The following is a 17,857-nucleotide window of genomic DNA, read 5'->3' as shown; positions in this document are numbered from 1 at the left end:
AGATATGAATATCATAAAAACAATAACATTAAAGCATTGCTGCCTAATCATTATGGCAGTGATGCTTTTTGTTTCGTGCCAAAGCGGTGATACCGAGCAGGAAAGTTCAGCCATATATTCGTTCCCTTCGGTAACTGATGGAAGTGAAAAAGGTTTATCTGCACTATACGCAGGGTTAGTGGATGATAATATAGTCATTATGGGAGGGTGTAACTTTCCCGAGCAACCAGCATCAGAGGGTGGTAAAAAACGATACTACAAATCAATATACTTAGCACCCATCCCAACTGATATTGATACTGTTCTGCAGTGGCAAAAGGTAGGCGAAATTGAAGATGCTTCAGCCTATGGTGTATCGCTCTCAATGTTGGGAGGAGTGGTATGTGTGGGCGGAACTACCGAAAAAAAGAGCCTCTCTACTGCTAATATAATAATGGTGGATAAAGACTCTATGCAGATAACTATAAATCCCTTGCCTGATTTGCCTGTTACTCTCGACAATATGGGTGGAGCAGTAATGGACACAATGCTTATTGTGGCTGGTGGAAATGCCAATGGCAAACCTTCAAACAGAGTATTCCTTTTGGATTTCACAAACCTTCAACAGGAGTGGGTAGAGTTGCCTCCGTTTCCGGGAAATCCAAGAGTGCAACCTGTATGTGCGGTAATGACAAACCAAGTGGGAGAAAAGGCGTTCTATATATGGGGAGGATTTTCTCCATCAATAAATGATACACCCCCAACAGTATCTGCTAACGGGTATCGTTATATATTCAAAAAAGGAGAGTGGGAGGAGTTGTCTGCTCCCAAAGTGGGAGAGGATGAGATATTCTTAGGTGGAGCAGCAGTGTCGGTAATAAATGATACAATGAGTGTATTCACAGGAGGAGTAAACCCTGATATATTCTTAAAGGCTCTACAACGTGAGAAGGCAATAAAAGAGGCGGTATCTAAAAAAGATACAGTAACCGAAAAGTTGCTAAGAGCAGATGCAAAAGAGTATATGATACAACAGCCCGAGTGGTATAAATTCAATTCTCGTGTATTAGTATATAACTCGGTAAGGAACAATTGGGAAGAGATAGTTGTTACACCATTAACAGCACGAGCAGGAGCGTCTCTTTTGCATAAAGAGGGAGAGTTGTATTCCATAGGAGGAGAGACAAAACCCGGAATACGAGATGCTCATGTAGTAAAAATACTCTTAGAATAGAGGTAAACTGATTAAAAAGTTCTCAATATTAAAAAAATATTAAACAATATCTTTGAAATAAAAAAAAAGAGATATAACTTTGCGATATAGCAAAACAACACATACTATAATTTAAAATAAAATTGTTATGAGCAAACCTTATGTAGTGGGTATTGATATAGGTGGTACCAATACCGTATTCGGCATCGTAGATGCACGAGGAACAATAATTGCAAGTGGATCAATAAAAACAGGAAAACATTCAAAAATTGAAGATTACGTTGATGAACTTCATGAGAATTTGTTTCAATTGTTAGAGAAAAACGATGCAGTTGGTAAAATAGCAGGAATAGGAGTTGGAGCACCTAACGGAAACTATTTCAATGGAACAATTGAGTTTGCTCCTAACTTGCCATGGCGTGGAGTATTACCATTGGCAGATATGCTAACTGAAAGATTTGGAATACCCGTAGCATTAACAAACGATGCAAATGCAGCGGCAATCGGAGAGATGACTTACGGTGCAGCGCGTGGATTAAAAGATTTCATAATGATAACTCTTGGAACAGGAGTAGGTAGTGGAATCGTTGTAAACGGACAATTGGTTTACGGACATGATGGATTTGCAGGAGAGTTGGGACACGTAATAGTAAAACCAGTTAACGGTCGTGCTTGTGGTTGTGGAAGAACAGGATGCCTTGAAACATACGCATCAGCAACAGGAGTTGCTCGTACAGCAAGAGAGTTCTTGGAGATTCGCAAAGACAATAGCCTTTTGCGTCAAATACCAGTACAAGATATCACTTCAAAAGATGTTTACGATGCCGCAATAGCAGGTGACCAAATAGCAAAAGATATATTCGAATATACAGGAAACATTTTAGGAGAGGCATTTGCAAACTTTACAGCATTCTCAAGTCCTAAAGCAATAATCTTGTTCGGAGGTCTTGCAAAATCTGGAGATTTGATAATGAAACCTATCAAAGAGAGTATGGAGCGTAATATGTTGAATATTTACAAAAACAAAGTTACTCTACTATTCTCTGAATTAAAAGAGAGTGACGCAGCCGTATTAGGAGCAAGTGCTCTTGGATGGGAAGCAAAAGACAAACAATAAAATAAGTTTTTATCAGACAAGAGCGGCATTATTTCCGAAGAGAAGTTGTGCCGCTCTTTTTTGTAAAATAAAAGGATATGGAAAAATATAACTATTCTGATCTATTTGGGATAACCCCCAATAGAGAACTTGTTCAGAAAAATATGTTGTTGGTGGCAAACCCGTTGTTGGATGATGTCTGTTTTAGTCGCTCGGTGGTATATCTTGCAACCTTAGAATATGGCGACAACATTATGGGTTTTGTGCAAAATAAACCATATCCCTTTACATTGGATTCGGTGTCTGACGCATTTAAGGATTTCAAAAATATACCGGTATATTGTGGAGGTCCTGTTGAGCCTGACCGTCTTTTCTTTCTTCACGCATTGGGAAATACTATCCCCGATTCGCAATATATAGGAAACGGAATAAGCATAGGCGGAGATATCGTATCTATATTAGCGTATCTTTCAGCAGGGAACAAAATAGAGGGATATATAAAATTTTTCTTAGGTTATAGCGGTTGGAGTGCCAGTCAATTATTGAGAGAGATAAAAGAAGAGTCGTGGGGCGTCACAGGTTTGTATGGCGATGGAATACTCTACTCAAAAGAAAACGAAAAGATGTGGAGAACCTATACTCGTCGCTTAGGAGACGGCTACTCTGCATGGTTAAGAGTGCCTCCAATGCCTGAGTTTAATTAAGAGCATTTGTCATTTATCAGCTATTAGTTAACTAACAACGAATCTTTCTTCTTACAAAATTTTTTGGAAAACAAAGATGTCTTTATAGCCACCGCTTACTTTTATCCAACTCTTAAGGATGCCGCACTTTTCAAAATCGCTCTTCTCAAAAAGAGTTAAGCAAGCACTATTGTCGGTAGATATATGAACATAGAGTTGATTTAAAAGAAGAGTGGTTTTAGCGTAGTTACACAATAAATCAAGAGTCTCTTTGGCATAACCCTTGCCACGATAATCATTATCAATTAAAAGACCAACAGCGGCTCTGCTATTAATAGTGTCAATGTCAAAAATATCGGCAGTGCCAATAACCAAATCGTTCTCTTTTAAACAAATCATAAGTCTGATTTGTCCTGTTTCAAAGACATTCTCACTTAAACTCCTCTCGATAAACTCTTTAATTGCAAACTTAGAATAGGGAGCAAGAGTGTTGCTCTCTTGCCAAACATCAATACAGTTTTCCCATTTGTATAGAAATTCTAAATCTTCAGGTTCAATAGCCCTTAAATATATATTCTGGGAGTCTAAAATATTCATAACTACAACTTAAAAGATTCTGTAAAAAGAGTTCTGTTCAAAATAGATCTGCCTAAAGTAATTTCGTCGGTATATTCAAGTTCATCGCCAATTGAAACACCGCGTGCGAGAATCGAAATTTTTACATCCGTTCCTGCCAATTTTCTAAATATATAGAAGTTTGTAGTATCTCCCTCCATAGTGGTGCTAAGTGCAAGAATAACCTCTTTAATATCTTCGTTTTTAACCCTCTCAACAAGCGACTCAATCTCAATATCGTTAGGAGAAATGCCGTCAATAGGCGAAATAATTCCACCCAATACGTGGTAAACTCCGTTAAATTGGTTTGTGTTTTCAATAGAGATTACATCTTTTATATTCTCCACTACACACACAGTAGATTTATCTCGTTTTGAATCGGAGCAAATATCACAAACATCACTATTTGAAATATTGTGACAAACTTTACAATATTTAATCTCCTTGCGTAATTTGATAATAGCCTCGCCCAAAGCAACGGCAATCGCCTCGTCTTGGCGAAGTAGATGCAAAACTAATCTAAGTGCGCTCTTTTTGCCAATACCGGGCAATTTTGAAATTTCATTAATAGCACTATCCAATAAAGGAGAAGAAAAAGTGTTATTCATTTAAGTAAAAATAGAAAATTTGCACCAAAAGTAGCAAAAAAAATCGTATCTAAACAAAGATTTTTATATATTTGTAGGATGAAAAAGTAGAGATATGCAAGAAGAGATAAAAAGTGCTAAATTCGTTGTAAGCAATACCGATGTAAGAAAGTGTCCGGCAGATGGATTACCCGAGTATGCATTCATAGGACGCTCAAATGTGGGTAAATCATCTCTTATAAATGCTCTTACACAAGTAAACGGATTGGCAAAAACCTCTTCAACTCCGGGTAAGACACTATGTATAAATCACTTTTTAATAAACGAAGAGTGGTATATTGTTGACTTACCGGGTTATGGATATGCAAAGTGTAGCAAGGAGGGAAAAGAAAAAATAAAAAAGATAATAGAGGGGTATATCTTAAATCGCGAAACAATGACGCTGCTATTTGTGTTGGTGGATTCGCGACACGAACCTCAAAAAATAGATACCGAATTTATGGCATGGTTGGGAGAGAATGGGGTTCCGTTCTCAATAATATTTACCAAAGCCGACAAATTGGGGAAAACAAAATTAGATGCAAACATAAACAATTATCGAAGAAAATTGTTGGAAGAGTGGGAAGAACTACCTCCAATGTTTGTAACTTCATCTGAGAATAAAACAGGGCGTACACAACTTTTAGAGTATATATTTGATATAAATAAAAGTATAAGAACAGAGAAATAATAAAGTGGAGAGGATAAAAATGATTACCAAGAGTGATACTGAATTTATGAGGGAGGCAATAGCCATATCTTTAAAATGTATAAAAATAGGTGAGGCACCATTTGGCGCAGTAATTGTAAAAGATAATAAGATAGTGGCACGAGGAGCAGACAGAGTTGCAAGAAAAATAGATCCAACGGCACATGCCGAGATTATTGCAATACGCCAAGCAGCATCGCGACTCAAAACATACGATCTCTCGGGTTGTAAAATATATACATCAACCATTCCATGTAAAATGTGTATGGAAGCAATAAAGGTAGCTAATATTGATGAAGTATATTACGCATGTACCGAAGAAGATATCTCTACAAATGCCGTAATGAAACGTTATCAACATACCGCCACGGTAAAGATGAAGATGGTGTCTGATATAAAATTAACGAATATATTACGCCAAGAGGGAGGCGAATGTGTTAATGTATTAGAGAAATTAGAAGAGTAAAATAAAAAATAAAGATATAAGAATATGAGTAATTGGTTTGAATGTAAAGTCAAATATGACAAGATGATGGAGAATGGTTTGCCCAAAAGCGTGAGCGAACCCTATTTAGTAGATGCTCTATCGTTTACCGAAGCAGAGGCACGAATAATCGAAGAGATGAAACCTTATATATCTGGTGAATTTACCGTTGCAAATATAAAAAGAGTAAAATTGGCTGATATATTCTTTGATGAGACTGGCGATAAATGGTACAAAGCAAAACTAAACTATATAACCCTTGATGAGAAGAGTGGAGCAGAGAAACGTACCGCAGCATTTATGTTGATACAAGCTCAAGACTTTGCAACAGCACTCACAACACTCACAAACGAGATGGGAACAACAATGATAGACTACGAAGTGGCATCAATAACAGAAACAGCCATTATGGATGTCTATCGATATGAGGTATCAACCCCAGACGTACAACAATAAAAAAAGACTTTTCAGAGATGGGAACAATCACTGAAAATATAAACCAATACAAGGCTTCGCTTCCGCAAGGAGTGAAGCTTTGTGCTGTTTCAAAGTTCCATCCCGAAACATCAATACAAGAGGCATACGATGCAGGACAACGTATCTTTGGAGAGAGTAGAGTACAAGAGCTAATACCTAAACAACAAGCCTTACCAACAGATATTGAATGGCACTTTATAGGACATTTGCAAACAAACAAAGTAAAATACATAGTGCCGTTTATTTCGCTCATACATAGTGGCGATAGTGCAAAACTATTAAGCGAGATTAATCGTTGTGCTAAAAAAGAGGGGCGAGTAGTAGATGTATTGTTGCAGTTGCATGTAGCAAAAGAAGAGAGCAAAAGCGGATTTTATCCCACCGAGTTGCAAGAGTATATGGCAAAGGGCGAGTGGCGAGAGTTGCAAAATATACACCTCTGTGGAGTTATGGGTATGGCAACCTTTACCGATAATCAAGAACAGATAGCCTCTGAGTTTAAAATCATACGAGGAGAGTTTGATAAAATCAAGCAACAATACTTCTCGGATGATGATAAATTCTCTTATTGCTCTATGGGTATGTCTGATGATTATCTCTTGGCAATAGAGTGCGGGTCAAACATAATAAGAGTGGGAACCGATATATTTGGTGAAAGAAAATACTAAAAACTCTGTTTTTATGTTATATAACATATAACAGTATCGGTCGGCCGATGCAAAATAATGCTAATTTTGTACAATCACATATTGTGAACTTTTTAGAATAAAATGTAATTATGACATTATCAGGATTAAAACAAACCGATTTTGAATCAGAGATAGCAGGAAAGAAAACTGCTATGTATGTTCTAAAAAACAGTAAGGGAGCCGAAATTTGTGTAACCAACTACGGAGGAGCAGTTATGTCGATAATGATGCCCGATAAAGATGGTAAATACGCAAACGTCATACAAGGACACGACTCAATTGAAAAAGTAGTAAAAAGTCCCGAACCATTCTTAAGTACATTGGTAGGTCGTTACGGAAATCGTATTGCAAAAGGAAAATTTACTCTCAATGGTAAAGAGTACACCCTTGCAATAAATAACGGGCCAAACTCGCTACATGGAGGACCAACAGGATTTCACGCAAGAGTATGGGATGCCGAGCAAATTAACGACAGTACTCTTAAATTAAAATACACATCTGCCGATGGTGAAGAGGGATTTCCTGGAGAACTTAAAGTAACAGTTATATATTCATTAAGTGAAGATAATGAGTTTGTAATAGAGTATTCGGCAACAACCAACAAAAAGACAATTGTAAACTTAACACATCACGCATTTTTCAGTCTATCAGGAATACAAAAAGATACAGCATCTGTTGAGAATAACATCCTAACCTTGAATGCTGACTTTTATGTACCAGTAGATGAAACATCAATCCCATATGGGCGTATTGATGCAGTAGAGGGAACACCAATGGATTTCCGTACTCCACACGTGGTGGGCGAACGTATTGACACAGATTTTGAACAAACAAAATTTGGTGTAGGATATGACCATTGTTGGGTACTAAATAAACGCGAAGTAGGCGAGCTGTCATACGCAGCAAAATGTGTAGAGCCAATAAGCGGACGCACATTAGAGGTTTATACAACAGAGCCGGGAGTACAAGTATATACATCAAACTGGCATAATGGATTTGAGGGAGCATTCGGAGCAACTTTCCCAAAACGCAGTGCAATATGTTTTGAGGCACAGCACTTCCCCGACACACCAAATAAACCTCATTTCCCCGATTGTATCTTAAATCCGGGCGAGGAGTATTATCAAAAAACAGTTTATAAATTTGGAGTAGAAAAATAATTAACAATAAACTAAATTAAAACAATTATGAGTCAACAAAAGAAACAATGGGGAGCCATAATCGTAATGATTGCGCTCTTTGCGATGATTGCCTTCGTAACAAACCTATGTTCGCCAATGGCAAACATCATTAAAGCACAAGGCGGAGTATCAGAAGTATTAGCACAAATTGGAAACTACGGAAACTTCGTTGCATATCTAATTATGGGAGTACCCGCAGGAATGCTAATCTCAAAATTTGGTTACAAAAAAACAGCTTTAATTGGTCTAATGGTCGGAATCGTAGGTATTCTTGTTCAATGGTCAAGTAGCTTGTTAGATGTAGCAAACGGAATAGGAGTAGTATTTACTGTATATTTAATAGGAGCATTCATTACAGGATTCTGTATGTGTATTCTAAACTGTGTAGTAAACCCAATGTTGAACCTGCTTGGTGGCGGAGGTAACTCAGGAAACCAATTAATTCAAACAGGAGGAGTATTCAACTCATTGGCAGCAGTAGCAGTATATATCATAATGGGAGCATTAATTGGCGAGGTAACATCAGAGACAAAAATTGCAGATGCAACACCGGCTTTAATGATAGCATTAGGAATCTTCGTAGTAGCATTCTTAACAATCTTGAAAACAAAAATCGAAGAGCCGGAGCAAGCCCCAGTTGATATGTCATTGGTAAAAGGAGCGTTCAAATATCGTCACTTTGTATTAGGAATTTTAGGTATCTTCCTATACATGGGAATTGAGGTAGGAACACCAACATACGTAAATATGTATCTTGTAAACACTCCAGAATTAGGAATCAATGCGGCAACAGCAGGATTGATAGTAGCAGTATATTGGTTCTTGATGATGGTAGGACGTTTTGTTGGAGCATCAATCGGAAACAAAGTATCAAGTCGTGCAATGATAACAACAGTATCAATCTTAACTTTGGTATTAGTGCTATTTGGAATGTTTGCTCCAACAGATATTAAAGTACAAGTACCCGGAATTGATTGGGGAACATTAACTTTGATTTGGGCTAACGTGCCAGTTGGAATCTTTGCATTCCTATTAGTGGGATTATGTACATCAGTAATGTGGGGAGGAATCTTCAATATGGCAGTAGAGGGACTTGGAAAATATACAGCAGTAGCATCAGGAATCTTTATGACAATGGTATTCGGATGTGCAGTAATGTTGGCAATCCAAGCACAAGTAGCAGAGATGACCGATTATATGACAAGTTTCTGGGTAGTAGTAGCATGTGCAGCTTACCTATTGTTCTATGCACTAATTGGTTCAAAACCCTCGCAAGTAAAAGAGTAATATATTAATTCATCATATAAACTAACTAATTATGAATATAGATTTTGTCAGAAGTCGTTTCATCAAACACTTTGATGGTACAACAGGAGAACTTTACGCATCACCAGGTCGTATCAATCTAATCGGAGAGCATACCGATTACAATAACGGGTTCGTATTTCCTGGAGCAGTAAATAAAGGAATAATAGCAGAGTTGAAACCAAACGGAACAGACAAAGTAAAAGCTTACTCAATAGATGAAAAAGACTATGTAGAGTTTGGTCTAAACGAGGAGGATGCACCACGTGCATCATGGGCAAAATACATCTTCGGAGTATGTCGCGAAATGATTAAACGCGGAGTTCCTGTAAAAGGATTCAACACAGCATTTGCAGGAGATGTACCTCTTGGAGCAGGAATGTCATCATCGGCAGCGTTAGAGAGTACTTATGCATACGCACTAAACGATATGTTTGGTGATAACAAAATCGACAAATTTGAGTTGGCAAAAGTAGGTCAAGCAACAGAGCATAACTATGTAGGAGTAAACTGCGGAATTATGGACCAATTTGCAAGTGTATTCGGAAAAGAGGGAAGCCTAATCCGTTTGGATTGTCGCTCATTAGAGTACTCATACTTCCCATTTGAACCCAAGGGATACAAATTGGTATTGCTTAACACATGTGTAAAACACGCATTGGTAGGATCTCCTTATAACGATCGCCGTTTAAGTTGTGAGCATGTAGCAGAGGTAATCAAAGCAAAATATCCCGAAGTGGAGTCATTGCGTGATGCAAACTTTGAAATGCTTGAGGAGGTAAAAGAGCAATTGAAACCAGAAGATTACAGCCGAGCTAAATACGTAATTGGAGAGGTTCAACGCGTACTTGATGTATGTGATGCATTAGAGGCAGGCGACTACGAAACAGTTGGTCGTAAAATGTACGAAACACACTTTGGCCTAAGCAAAGATTACGAAGTAAGTTGCGAAGAGTTAGATTTCTTGGTAGATGTAGCAATTGATTGCAACGTAACAGGTTCTCGTATGATGGGAGGCGGTTTCGGTGGATGTACAATCAACTTGGTAAAAGAGGAGTTGTACGAACTATTCATTGAACAAGCCGAGAAAAAATACAAAGAGAAATACGGAAAATCACCTAAAGTATATGATGTTGTAATAGGTGATGGATCTCGTAAATTGGTTGTAGAGTAATAAAAAACAGTAATAAAACCAATCATTAAAACGGAAGTCGAAGATTTCCGTTTTTTTTGTTGATAAATAATACCTATAAAATATAAAATATACAGAATAAATAATTAATTTTGCAAAAGAGAATAAAATACGGGCATACCGTACTATATAAAAACCTAACGAGTTATCAAAAATGGCAATCGACAAGAAAATTCAAGAGAGAGTAGCGGATAATATTCGCGTACTAACAGTGGCAATGGTGGAGAAAGCAAAATCAGGTCACCCAGGAGGAGCAATGGGCGGAGCAGATTTTATAAATACACTCTACTCAAAAGTAATGGTTTACGACCCTGATGATGCAACATGGATGAATCGCGACCGTTTCTTCCTTGATCCGGGACATATGTCACCAATGCTATACAGCGTATTGGCAATGATTGGTAACTTTACCATGGATGAGATAAAAGATTTCCGCCAATGGGGAACAAAAACTCCCGGACACCCGGAGCTAAACATTGAGCGTGGAGTAGAGAACACCTCAGGTCCACTCGGACAAGGACATGCTATGGCAGTAGGAGCAGCAATGGCAGAGCGTTTTATGGTAGCACGTTTTGGAGAATGGATGTCACACAAAACATACGCCTTCATCTCTGACGGAGGAATTCAAGAGGAGATATCGCAAGGAGCAGGACGTATGGCAGGATACTTTGGATTGAATAACCTGATTATGTTCTTCGATAGTAACGATATTCAGCTATCAACAGATACCGATGCCGTAACAACAGAAGATACAGCGGCAAAATATCGTGCGTGGAATTGGAACGTAATAGAGATAGACGGAAACGATTCTCAAGCAATATACGATGCTTTGATAGTAGCACAAAACGAGGAGAAGCGTCCAACCATAATCATTGGTAAAACAATAATGGGTAAAGGAGCTGTAAAAGAGGACGGAAGCAATTTCGAGCGTCAATGCTCAACTCATGGGCAACCAATCAGTGCAGCAGGTGCATCGGTAGAGAAAACAATCTTAAACTTGGGAGGAAACCCTGAAGATCCATTTACATTCTTCCCCGAAACAGTTCAACTATACGAAGAGCGTAAGGCGGAGTTGCGTAAAATTGTAGCAGAGCGAAAAGCACAACAAGCAGAGTGGGAGAAAGCAAATCCAGAGAAAGCAGAGTTACTCAAAAAATATATGTCGGGTGAAGTGCCTGCTATCGATTACAAATCAATAGCACTAAAACCTAACCAAGCAACACGCGTAGCATCATCAACAGTGTTGTCGGTATTTGGCGAGAATATAGGTAATATGGTTGTGGCATCAGCCGACTTGGCAAACTCTGATAAAACCGATGGATTCTTGAAAAAGACAGGAGCATTTGCACCATATAACTTTGAGGGAGCGTTCCTTCATGCAGGAGTAAGTGAGATAACTATGGCTGCCGTAATGAACGGTATGGTATTGCACGGAGGAATAATAGCTGCAAGTGGAACATTCTTTGTATTCTCTGACTATATAAAACCAGTTGCAAGAATGTCTGCATTAATGCGACTTCCTGTAAAATATGTATGGACACACGATGCCTTCCGCGTAGGAGAGGACGGACCAACACACCAACCGGTAGAACAAGAGGCCCAAATCCGCTTGTTGGAAGAGTTGAAAAACCACAAAGGTAAAAACAGTATGTTGGTACTACGCCCTGCCGACGGTGCAGAGACTGTTGTGGCTTGGAAGTTAGCAATGGAGAACACCGATTCGCCAACAGCATTGATTTTGTCACGTCAAAACGTAGATGATATTCCAGCGATGAACGGCGATCGTTACGAAGAGGCACTACAAGCAGAGAAGGGAGCATACATCGTGGCAAAAGATGAAAATCCTGATGTTGTAATGGTTGCAAGCGGAAGTGAGGTATCAACCCTAATGGCAGCACTACCCCTGTTGCACGAAGCAGGAATAAAAGCACAAGTAGTATCAGCTCCATCAACAGGACTATTCTTCAACCAAACACCTGAGTACAGAGCAAGTGTAATTCCAACAGATAAACCGGTATTCGGCTTAACAGCAGGATTACCTTCGGCAATGGCACGTTTGGTAGGAGTAAACGGAGTAGTCTGGGGATTAGATCACTTTGGATATTCAGCTCCTTATAAAGTGTTGGATGACAAATTTGGATTCTCTGCTGAGAACGTACTAAAACAAGTAAAAGCAATGTTAGGGAAATAATAAACCTATACAATAGTTATAATATAAAAGGTTGTCTATATTGAAGTGAACTTCAAAGTTTGGACAACCTTTTACATTTTTATTTTTTAACCATAACTATATGGTTGACTTGTTTCTGTTATCAGACAGCTAACAAATGAATCTACTCTTTTCCTGCCAAAGGAGTAGGGGTAACGTAAGTACGAGTGGCAAGATCTTTATCAATCATATACAAGCCAAACTTATTACCATCCACAGCACGCATAGCATCAATTTGCTCTTGAACATTCTCTTCTTCCTCAACTTGCTCATCAACAAACCAAACAAGCATATTTGAAGTGGCAAAATCCTTCTCTTCAGCCGCAATATGGCAAAGTTCGTTAATAAGCGAAGTTACCTTACGCTCATGAACAATAGTATCTTCAAAAGCCTCAAGAGGAGTCTCCCAGCTTGTCTTAACCTCAGGGATAGGAGCTAACTCAACTTTGCCTCCACGAGCAAGAACATAGTTAATGAAAATTTGAGCGTGAGCCTGTTCCTCCTTAAATTGAACAGCAAACCAGTTAGCCACACCTTTGTAACCCTTAGCCGAAGCATCAACCGACATTGATAAATATAGATATGCCGACCAGAACTCCGCACTAATTTGTGCATTTAGAGCATCTTCTAATCTTTTACTTAACATATTATTTAATTTAAAGTTTATACATACATTAATAATATATAAAACAAACGTATAATAACTCCGTTTCGTTTGCGAAGATAAATAATATTTTTATAACTTTGCTATTCTAAAAACTAAAAAAAATATTTATGGAGAAGTGTAAATTACCCGTAGCCGCGGCATTGGTTGCCATAGGAATCTTTTTAGGTGGCTTTGCGATAGCGAAAGCCATAATTACAACAACAGAAATGTCACGAGTGGTAAATGTAAAAGGACTATCTGTACGTGAAGTGCCGGCCGATAAGGTAATATGGCCAATTACATTTAAGGAGATAGGCAATAACTTAACAGACCTATATAATACCATAAATACAAAGAACAATATAATAATATCATTCTTAAAGGAGAATGGTATAGATGAGAGTGAGATAATTATTGCAGCTCCCGAGATAGTAGATTTACAGGCGGAGCGTTACGGAAATCAGAACTACTTATACCGTTACAATGTAACATCCATAATAACCGTAACATCAAATAAGGTAAACTTAGTAACCCAATTGATGCTTAAACAAGCCGATTTAATAAAAAAAGGAGTAGCAATCATAGTAGGGAGTTACGAATATCAACCAACCTTTACATTTACAGGTCTTAACGATATAAAACCCCAAATGATTGAGGAGGCAACCATAAATGCACGAACAACAGCCGAGAAATTTGCTGCCGATTCACAAAGCAAGTTGGGGAAAATAAAAACAGCCAATCAAGGACAATTTACCATAAGCGACCGAGATAATAACACACCTCAAATAAAAGAGGTGCGAGTAGTAACAAGTGTAACATATTTTCTTGAAGATTAGATAATGAGCATTTCAGATGATGAAAAGTTTATGCAGATGGCTTATCGCGAAGCCCAAACAGCATACTCTGACGGGGAGATTCCGGTTGGGGCAATAGTGGTGTGCAACGGAATGGTAATAGCAAGGACGCATAATCTGACAGAGATGCTAAACGATGTAACTGCCCATGCTGAGATGCAGGCAATAACTGCGGCAACAAACCAATTGGGCGGAAAATATCTGAACAAATGCACTATGTATGTAACATTGGAGCCTTGCATAATGTGTGCAGGAGCATTAGGGTGGTCGCAGTTAGGACGTTTGGTTTGGGGTGCCGATGATGCAAAGCGAGGATTCTCACGATTTGCTCCCGAGGCGTTACATCCCAAAACAGAAATAACAAAAGGAATAATGGCAAAAGAGTGTGCCGAGATAATACAGGAATTTTTCAAAAACAAAAGATGATATGAGCAAGAAAGTAATAGTCTCGTTTGAGATAAAACCCGAAATGGCAATACTCCTGAGTATGATATTACATGGTGGAACATACGGAGTACAAACAGCGAGCAAATTGCTAACTGCAAAGAGTATAAAAGATATGCACGACATAGGCACATCAATAATCTCACAAGTAGAGGAGCAAGAAGATTTAGAGGAGTATGAAGAGGAGATACTATCAAAACTTACACCCGATGAACAAGCTTTCTACAAAGAATTAAAACGAGCAACCGGTCGTTAAAAATTGATGGAAAGTAGGGGCGTGCGTGGCATACCACGTCCGAAAAAAGGTAATCCATATCAAATGAAAGAGTTTGAATTAACCATATTAGGTTGTGGTTCGGCAAAACCATCAGGACGCCATCAGCTATCATCGCAGGTATTAACATATCGCGGGAAACACTTTATGATAGATTGTGGTGAGGGAACACAACGTCAATTCTATCGTAATGGATTAAATCAAAACCGACTCTCTCATATATTCATCTCGCACCTTCATGGCGATCACTGTTTTGGACTAATAGGGTTTATATCAACCCTTGAATTGCAAGAACGCACAGGAGAAATAGTGATACATGCTCACTCCGATTTAGAGACACTACTTCGCCCGCAAATTGATTACTATTGCAGTGGAAGTACGCTAAAAATAACAATAGAACCACTTCCATCTAAAGTTGCAGAAATCTATAACGATGGAACACTTCGAGTAACATCTTTCCCCTTAAAACATCGCATTCCAACATTCGGATTCAAGTTTGAAGAGATAAACAAATTGCCCCATATAATAAAAGAGAGGGTAGAGAGGTATAATATACCTCTAAAAGAGTTACCTCGCATAAAAGAGGGAGCAGATTATATTACACCCGATGGTGAGATAATCCCAAATTGTGAGTTGGTATCACCTCCATCACCGGCATCAAGTTACGCCTATTGCTCCGATACAAAATATACAACATCAATCATTCCGCATATAACAGGAGTATCACTTCTGTATCATGAAGCAACCTATCTTCACGATATGGAGAAGACCGCCAGTAAACGCTACCACACAACCGCTCTACAAGCAGCAAAAATAGCAAAAGAGGCAGAGGTAGAGCAGTTGATTATAGGTCACTTCTCAACTCGTTACAAAGATGAATCCCCTCTTTTGCAAGAAGCACAAAAGGAGTTTGCAAATACAATCTTAGCAAACGAGGGGTTGAAAATAAAGTTTTAAATACTATCCTCCTCTTTTGTTAAAGATAAATTAAATAAAGAGTTTATATCCTATCCTTTGTCAAACTTTTAATAAATTGTCTGCCTATATCTTAATTAAATGTTTACGCAGGTTTGGTTATGACCAAATTATATATTATTGTAAACTTGAGAAGTTCTTTTTTTATGTAAAATATAAAGATATTATCCCCCATTGTTAATTATTGATTAACAATAATTAACAATAATTAACAATGGGGGGGGGGTAAAATGCAAATTTATGTTTATTTTTGCAAAAAAATACATGTTATTGTGCATTCGTTAGTTTTTGGTTTCATAAACTTACCGCAATAATAACTAAAATGACTTAAATGATCCAAGAAACGTAATAGTAAAACAATTAAATATATATTATGAATAAAAACTACATTAAACAATTAGTGTTGTTATTAGCATTCATTCCCTTTGTGGGAGTTTCTGCAACTGAATATATGAATGTCTATTTAACAACGCAAGGAGCATTTCAATCAATAAATATTGATGAAATAGACAAAATAACCTTCCCGTCAGAAGATGAAGTAAATATTACCATATCGGGTATGGGAACCCCCATGGCAATAGATAATATTGAGGTTATTACCTTTGGTGATACTGATATAACAGCCATAGAGGAGAGTGAAGTTGAAACTGCTGAAATAGAGATACTCTATATAGCATCGACAGGAGAAGTAAAAGTAACCTCATCTGAAGTAGTCAATCAAGTGCAACTATACAATATGCAAGGAGTATTAATGCAAACAGTTGCTCATGGAGTAGATGTTGTAACCCTTAATGTTAGCAACTACCCTAATGGAATCTATATCGTAGTTGCACAATCAGGCGAACAAGTGGTAACAAAGAAAATTATAAAATAGTATAACTGAACATAAAAAACAAAAATTATCATGAAATCTATAAAAGCAATATTAACAACCATGCTTTTGTTCATGACACTCTTTTGTGTACAGTCGCAAAACACAGAAGAGAGTGTTGATGAGAAAAAGATGATGCAGGTTTATATGAAAGATGATAACCTATCAATTTATGATCTATCTAAAGTTGATTCTATACGATTTGAATATGAAGAACCAGAGATTGATTATAGCCTAGTTTCTGTATCAATAGAGAGTTTACAGCTGGCACCACTTGCTGAGTCGGAATTTTATGTAGAGATAGAATCATCTGATTATCTTGATTCTGATTTATATCCATTTGGTGTTGAACTATTAAAAAACGAGGCTCTTGCAGATAATAGTATAACCGATGCAAAGGTGGTATATAGTTTAATGCCCGATGATTTAGGCTATAAAGTAAAATTTACAGCAGGAACTCAAAAAGAGGAGCTAATCTGTCGTATAATTCTTGGCGGTTATGTAAAAGATATACCTATAACAGTAGACTATGGTGTATATCTATCTCACAATATAATTAACCCTAATAACCCAAATGATGGTATAGGATTGTTAACATACAAAACTATCTATTTAGGAGAGACATTGACATTGAATTACTCTTTCTTCTGTTATTTAGATGGAGCTTCCGATGAGCAAAAAGCAGCAGTTAAAGAGATTTTGCTAAACAAAGAAAATTATGTAGCTGATGGATTAACCCTTGAAATAGGAGACGTAACAATTGATGACAGCAATGATGTTTGGGTTGTTTCTCTTCCATTAACATCAACTGCAAATGTTTATGAGCAAGGAATTATTGCCATAACAATAGAGGATAAAACATTACAACTTTACCTAACATGTGATGATGGAAAACATTTTAATGAGCTTTATATCTCATTCAGCCAAATTAATACATACAGCGAGGATGTAAAATTAACAAGTCGCAAATTAAACAAAAGTTACCTAAAATATGTAGGTGGAAATGTTGAAGAGAATGCAGAGCCAGAAAGATTCAAAATCATTGTATGGTACACAATGAGTCCAGATGATCGTGGAGATTTCATTGACTGGAACTTAACATTACCACAAGGAGCAAATGCACCTGTTAAATATATTGGTATGCAAAAAATCAATACTCAACAATTTGAGTTTGAGTTTGAGGTACAAGCAGCAGGACAAGCAAATATTGGATTTACAATTGAGAACCCCAAAGCAGATGATCCTTCATTATCAGAAGAGGACAAAGCATTATACGAGACATACCGTATTCAAACAGCTACTGCTCTTGTAAATGTGATTGACCGCAATACTGTT

Annotated in this window: 20 protein-coding genes; 17 read left to right on the top strand and 3 right to left on the bottom strand. The window is 37.7% G+C overall.

Annotated features, from left to right (window positions below):
• Positions 1 to 4 precede the first annotated feature (4 nt).
• The 3 genes from IKK64_07585 to IKK64_07575 all read left to right on the top strand — a co-directional run bounded on the left by IKK64_07585 (position 5) and on the right by IKK64_07575 (position 2,992).
• Complete coding sequence (locus IKK64_07585; protein ID MBR4119920.1) at positions 5 to 1,213, top strand: cyclically-permuted mutarotase family protein; 1,209 nt, start codon at positions 5 to 7, stop codon at positions 1,211 to 1,213.
• Positions 1,214 to 1,340: 127 nt separating this feature from the next.
• On the top strand, positions 1,341 to 2,309 hold the full coding sequence (locus tag IKK64_07580) for an ROK family protein (GenBank protein MBR4119919.1): 969 nt from the start codon (positions 1,341 to 1,343) through the stop codon (positions 2,307 to 2,309).
• A 77-nt stretch (positions 2,310 to 2,386) separates the two neighbouring features.
• Positions 2,387 to 2,992, top strand: coding sequence for a YqgE/AlgH family protein (locus IKK64_07575; GenBank protein ID MBR4119918.1), 606 nt, complete (start codon positions 2,387 to 2,389; stop codon positions 2,990 to 2,992).
• 51 nt (positions 2,993 to 3,043) lie between these two features.
• Here IKK64_07575 and IKK64_07570 read toward each other — a convergent pair whose 3' ends face one another.
• Both IKK64_07570 and recR read right to left on the bottom strand, forming a co-directional pair.
• Positions 3,044 to 3,568 carry a GNAT family N-acetyltransferase gene (locus IKK64_07570; protein ID MBR4119917.1) on the bottom strand — a complete coding sequence of 175 codons (525 nt, stop codon included), beginning with the start codon at positions 3,566 to 3,568 and terminating at the stop codon, positions 3,044 to 3,046.
• Between the two features lie 2 nt (positions 3,569 to 3,570).
• Complete coding sequence (gene recR, locus IKK64_07565) at positions 3,571 to 4,194, bottom strand: recombination protein RecR (protein MBR4119916.1); 624 nt, start codon at positions 4,192 to 4,194, stop codon at positions 3,571 to 3,573.
• A 94-nt stretch (positions 4,195 to 4,288) separates the two neighbouring features.
• Between recR and IKK64_07560 the strand changes: the two genes are divergently transcribed.
• From IKK64_07560 to IKK64_07525, 8 genes are all read left to right on the top strand, one after another.
• Positions 4,289 to 4,903 carry a YihA family ribosome biogenesis GTP-binding protein gene (locus IKK64_07560; protein MBR4119915.1) on the top strand — a complete coding sequence of 205 codons (615 nt, stop codon included), beginning with the start codon at positions 4,289 to 4,291 and terminating at the stop codon, positions 4,901 to 4,903.
• Positions 4,904 to 4,922: 19 nt separating this feature from the next.
• Positions 4,923 to 5,387 carry a nucleoside deaminase gene (locus tag IKK64_07555; GenBank protein MBR4119914.1) on the top strand — a complete coding sequence of 155 codons (465 nt, stop codon included), beginning with the start codon at positions 4,923 to 4,925 and terminating at the stop codon, positions 5,385 to 5,387.
• Between the two features lie 24 nt (positions 5,388 to 5,411).
• Positions 5,412 to 5,861 carry a DUF4494 domain-containing protein gene (locus IKK64_07550; protein MBR4119913.1) on the top strand — a complete coding sequence of 150 codons (450 nt, stop codon included), beginning with the start codon at positions 5,412 to 5,414 and terminating at the stop codon, positions 5,859 to 5,861.
• Between the two features lie 17 nt (positions 5,862 to 5,878).
• The gene (locus tag IKK64_07545; GenBank protein ID MBR4119912.1) at positions 5,879 to 6,550 is read left to right on the top strand and encodes a YggS family pyridoxal phosphate-dependent enzyme; all 672 of its coding nucleotides are present in this window, start codon (positions 5,879 to 5,881) and stop codon (positions 6,548 to 6,550) included.
• Between the two features lie 110 nt (positions 6,551 to 6,660).
• Complete coding sequence (locus IKK64_07540) at positions 6,661 to 7,731, top strand: galactose mutarotase (protein MBR4119911.1); 1,071 nt, start codon at positions 6,661 to 6,663, stop codon at positions 7,729 to 7,731.
• Between the two features lie 27 nt (positions 7,732 to 7,758).
• A complete protein-coding gene (locus tag IKK64_07535) occupies positions 7,759 to 9,039 on the top strand; it encodes an MFS transporter (protein MBR4119910.1) in 1,281 nt (426 codons plus the stop codon).
• 31 nt (positions 9,040 to 9,070) lie between these two features.
• Entirely contained in the window at positions 9,071 to 10,231 is a 1,161-nt protein-coding gene (gene galK, locus IKK64_07530) for a galactokinase (GenBank protein MBR4119909.1), read from the top strand.
• 172 nt (positions 10,232 to 10,403) lie between these two features.
• Positions 10,404 to 12,440, top strand: coding sequence for a transketolase (locus tag IKK64_07525; GenBank protein ID MBR4119908.1), 2,037 nt, complete (start codon positions 10,404 to 10,406; stop codon positions 12,438 to 12,440).
• Between the two features lie 142 nt (positions 12,441 to 12,582).
• On the opposite strand, the gene IKK64_07520 is transcribed toward IKK64_07525, so the two are convergent.
• A complete protein-coding gene (locus tag IKK64_07520) occupies positions 12,583 to 13,104 on the bottom strand; it encodes a ferritin (protein MBR4119907.1) in 522 nt (173 codons plus the stop codon).
• 128 nt (positions 13,105 to 13,232) lie between these two features.
• Between IKK64_07520 and IKK64_07515 the strand changes: the two genes are divergently transcribed.
• The 6 genes from IKK64_07515 to IKK64_07490 all read left to right on the top strand — a co-directional run.
• Positions 13,233 to 13,940, top strand: a complete 708-nt coding sequence (locus tag IKK64_07515; GenBank protein MBR4119906.1) for an SIMPL domain-containing protein — start codon at positions 13,233 to 13,235, stop codon at positions 13,938 to 13,940.
• 9 nt (positions 13,941 to 13,949) lie between these two features.
• A complete protein-coding gene (locus IKK64_07510; GenBank protein MBR4119905.1) occupies positions 13,950 to 14,384 on the top strand; it encodes a nucleoside deaminase in 435 nt (144 codons plus the stop codon).
• 1 nt (position 14,385) lies between these two features.
• A complete protein-coding gene (locus IKK64_07505) occupies positions 14,386 to 14,658 on the top strand; it encodes a hypothetical protein (protein MBR4119904.1) in 273 nt (90 codons plus the stop codon).
• Positions 14,659 to 14,721: 63 nt separating this feature from the next.
• Positions 14,722 to 15,633 carry a ribonuclease Z gene (locus IKK64_07500; protein MBR4119903.1) on the top strand — a complete coding sequence of 304 codons (912 nt, stop codon included), beginning with the start codon at positions 14,722 to 14,724 and terminating at the stop codon, positions 15,631 to 15,633.
• Positions 15,634 to 16,024: 391 nt separating this feature from the next.
• Positions 16,025 to 16,525, top strand: a complete 501-nt coding sequence (locus tag IKK64_07495; protein ID MBR4119902.1) for a T9SS type A sorting domain-containing protein — start codon at positions 16,025 to 16,027, stop codon at positions 16,523 to 16,525.
• A gap of 30 nt (positions 16,526 to 16,555) precedes the next feature.
• Positions 16,556 to 17,857 (top strand): hypothetical protein (locus IKK64_07490; protein MBR4119901.1); only part of this gene is annotated, 1,302 nt, incomplete at its 3' end.

The sequence above is a fragment of the Bacteroidales bacterium genome, assembly GCA_017521245.1.
Lineage (GTDB): Bacteria > Bacteroidota > Bacteroidia > Bacteroidales > G3-4614 > Caccoplasma_A.
This window is presented reverse-complemented; position numbering and strand designations above follow the sequence as displayed.

Excerpts from the sequence above, each read along its gene's own strand:
- IKK64_07585 (MBR4119920.1), top strand. The coding sequence starts at position 5 with ATGAATATCATAAAAACAATAACATTAAAGCATTGCTGCCTAATCATT.
- IKK64_07580 (MBR4119919.1), top strand. The coding sequence starts at position 1,341 with ATGAGCAAACCTTATGTAGTGGGTATTGATATAGGTGGTACCAATACC.
- IKK64_07575 (MBR4119918.1), top strand. The coding sequence starts at position 2,387 with ATGGAAAAATATAACTATTCTGATCTATTTGGGATAACCCCCAATAGA.
- IKK64_07570 (MBR4119917.1), bottom strand. The coding sequence starts at position 3,568 with ATGAATATTTTAGACTCCCAGAATATATATTTAAGGGCTATTGAACCT.
- recR (MBR4119916.1), bottom strand. The coding sequence starts at position 4,194 with ATGAATAACACTTTTTCTTCTCCTTTATTGGATAGTGCTATTAATGAA.
- IKK64_07560 (MBR4119915.1), top strand. The coding sequence starts at position 4,289 with ATGCAAGAAGAGATAAAAAGTGCTAAATTCGTTGTAAGCAATACCGAT.
- IKK64_07555 (MBR4119914.1), top strand. The coding sequence starts at position 4,923 with ATGATTACCAAGAGTGATACTGAATTTATGAGGGAGGCAATAGCCATA.
- IKK64_07550 (MBR4119913.1), top strand. The coding sequence starts at position 5,412 with ATGAGTAATTGGTTTGAATGTAAAGTCAAATATGACAAGATGATGGAG.
- IKK64_07545 (MBR4119912.1), top strand. The coding sequence starts at position 5,879 with ATGGGAACAATCACTGAAAATATAAACCAATACAAGGCTTCGCTTCCG.
- IKK64_07540 (MBR4119911.1), top strand. The coding sequence starts at position 6,661 with ATGACATTATCAGGATTAAAACAAACCGATTTTGAATCAGAGATAGCA.
- IKK64_07535 (MBR4119910.1), top strand. The coding sequence starts at position 7,759 with ATGAGTCAACAAAAGAAACAATGGGGAGCCATAATCGTAATGATTGCG.
- galK (MBR4119909.1), top strand. The coding sequence starts at position 9,071 with ATGAATATAGATTTTGTCAGAAGTCGTTTCATCAAACACTTTGATGGT.
- IKK64_07525 (MBR4119908.1), top strand. The coding sequence starts at position 10,404 with ATGGCAATCGACAAGAAAATTCAAGAGAGAGTAGCGGATAATATTCGC.
- IKK64_07520 (MBR4119907.1), bottom strand. The coding sequence starts at position 13,104 with ATGTTAAGTAAAAGATTAGAAGATGCTCTAAATGCACAAATTAGTGCG.
- IKK64_07515 (MBR4119906.1), top strand. The coding sequence starts at position 13,233 with ATGGAGAAGTGTAAATTACCCGTAGCCGCGGCATTGGTTGCCATAGGA.
- IKK64_07505 (MBR4119904.1), top strand. The coding sequence starts at position 14,386 with ATGAGCAAGAAAGTAATAGTCTCGTTTGAGATAAAACCCGAAATGGCA.
- IKK64_07500 (MBR4119903.1), top strand. The coding sequence starts at position 14,722 with ATGAAAGAGTTTGAATTAACCATATTAGGTTGTGGTTCGGCAAAACCA.
- IKK64_07495 (MBR4119902.1), top strand. The coding sequence starts at position 16,025 with ATGAATAAAAACTACATTAAACAATTAGTGTTGTTATTAGCATTCATT.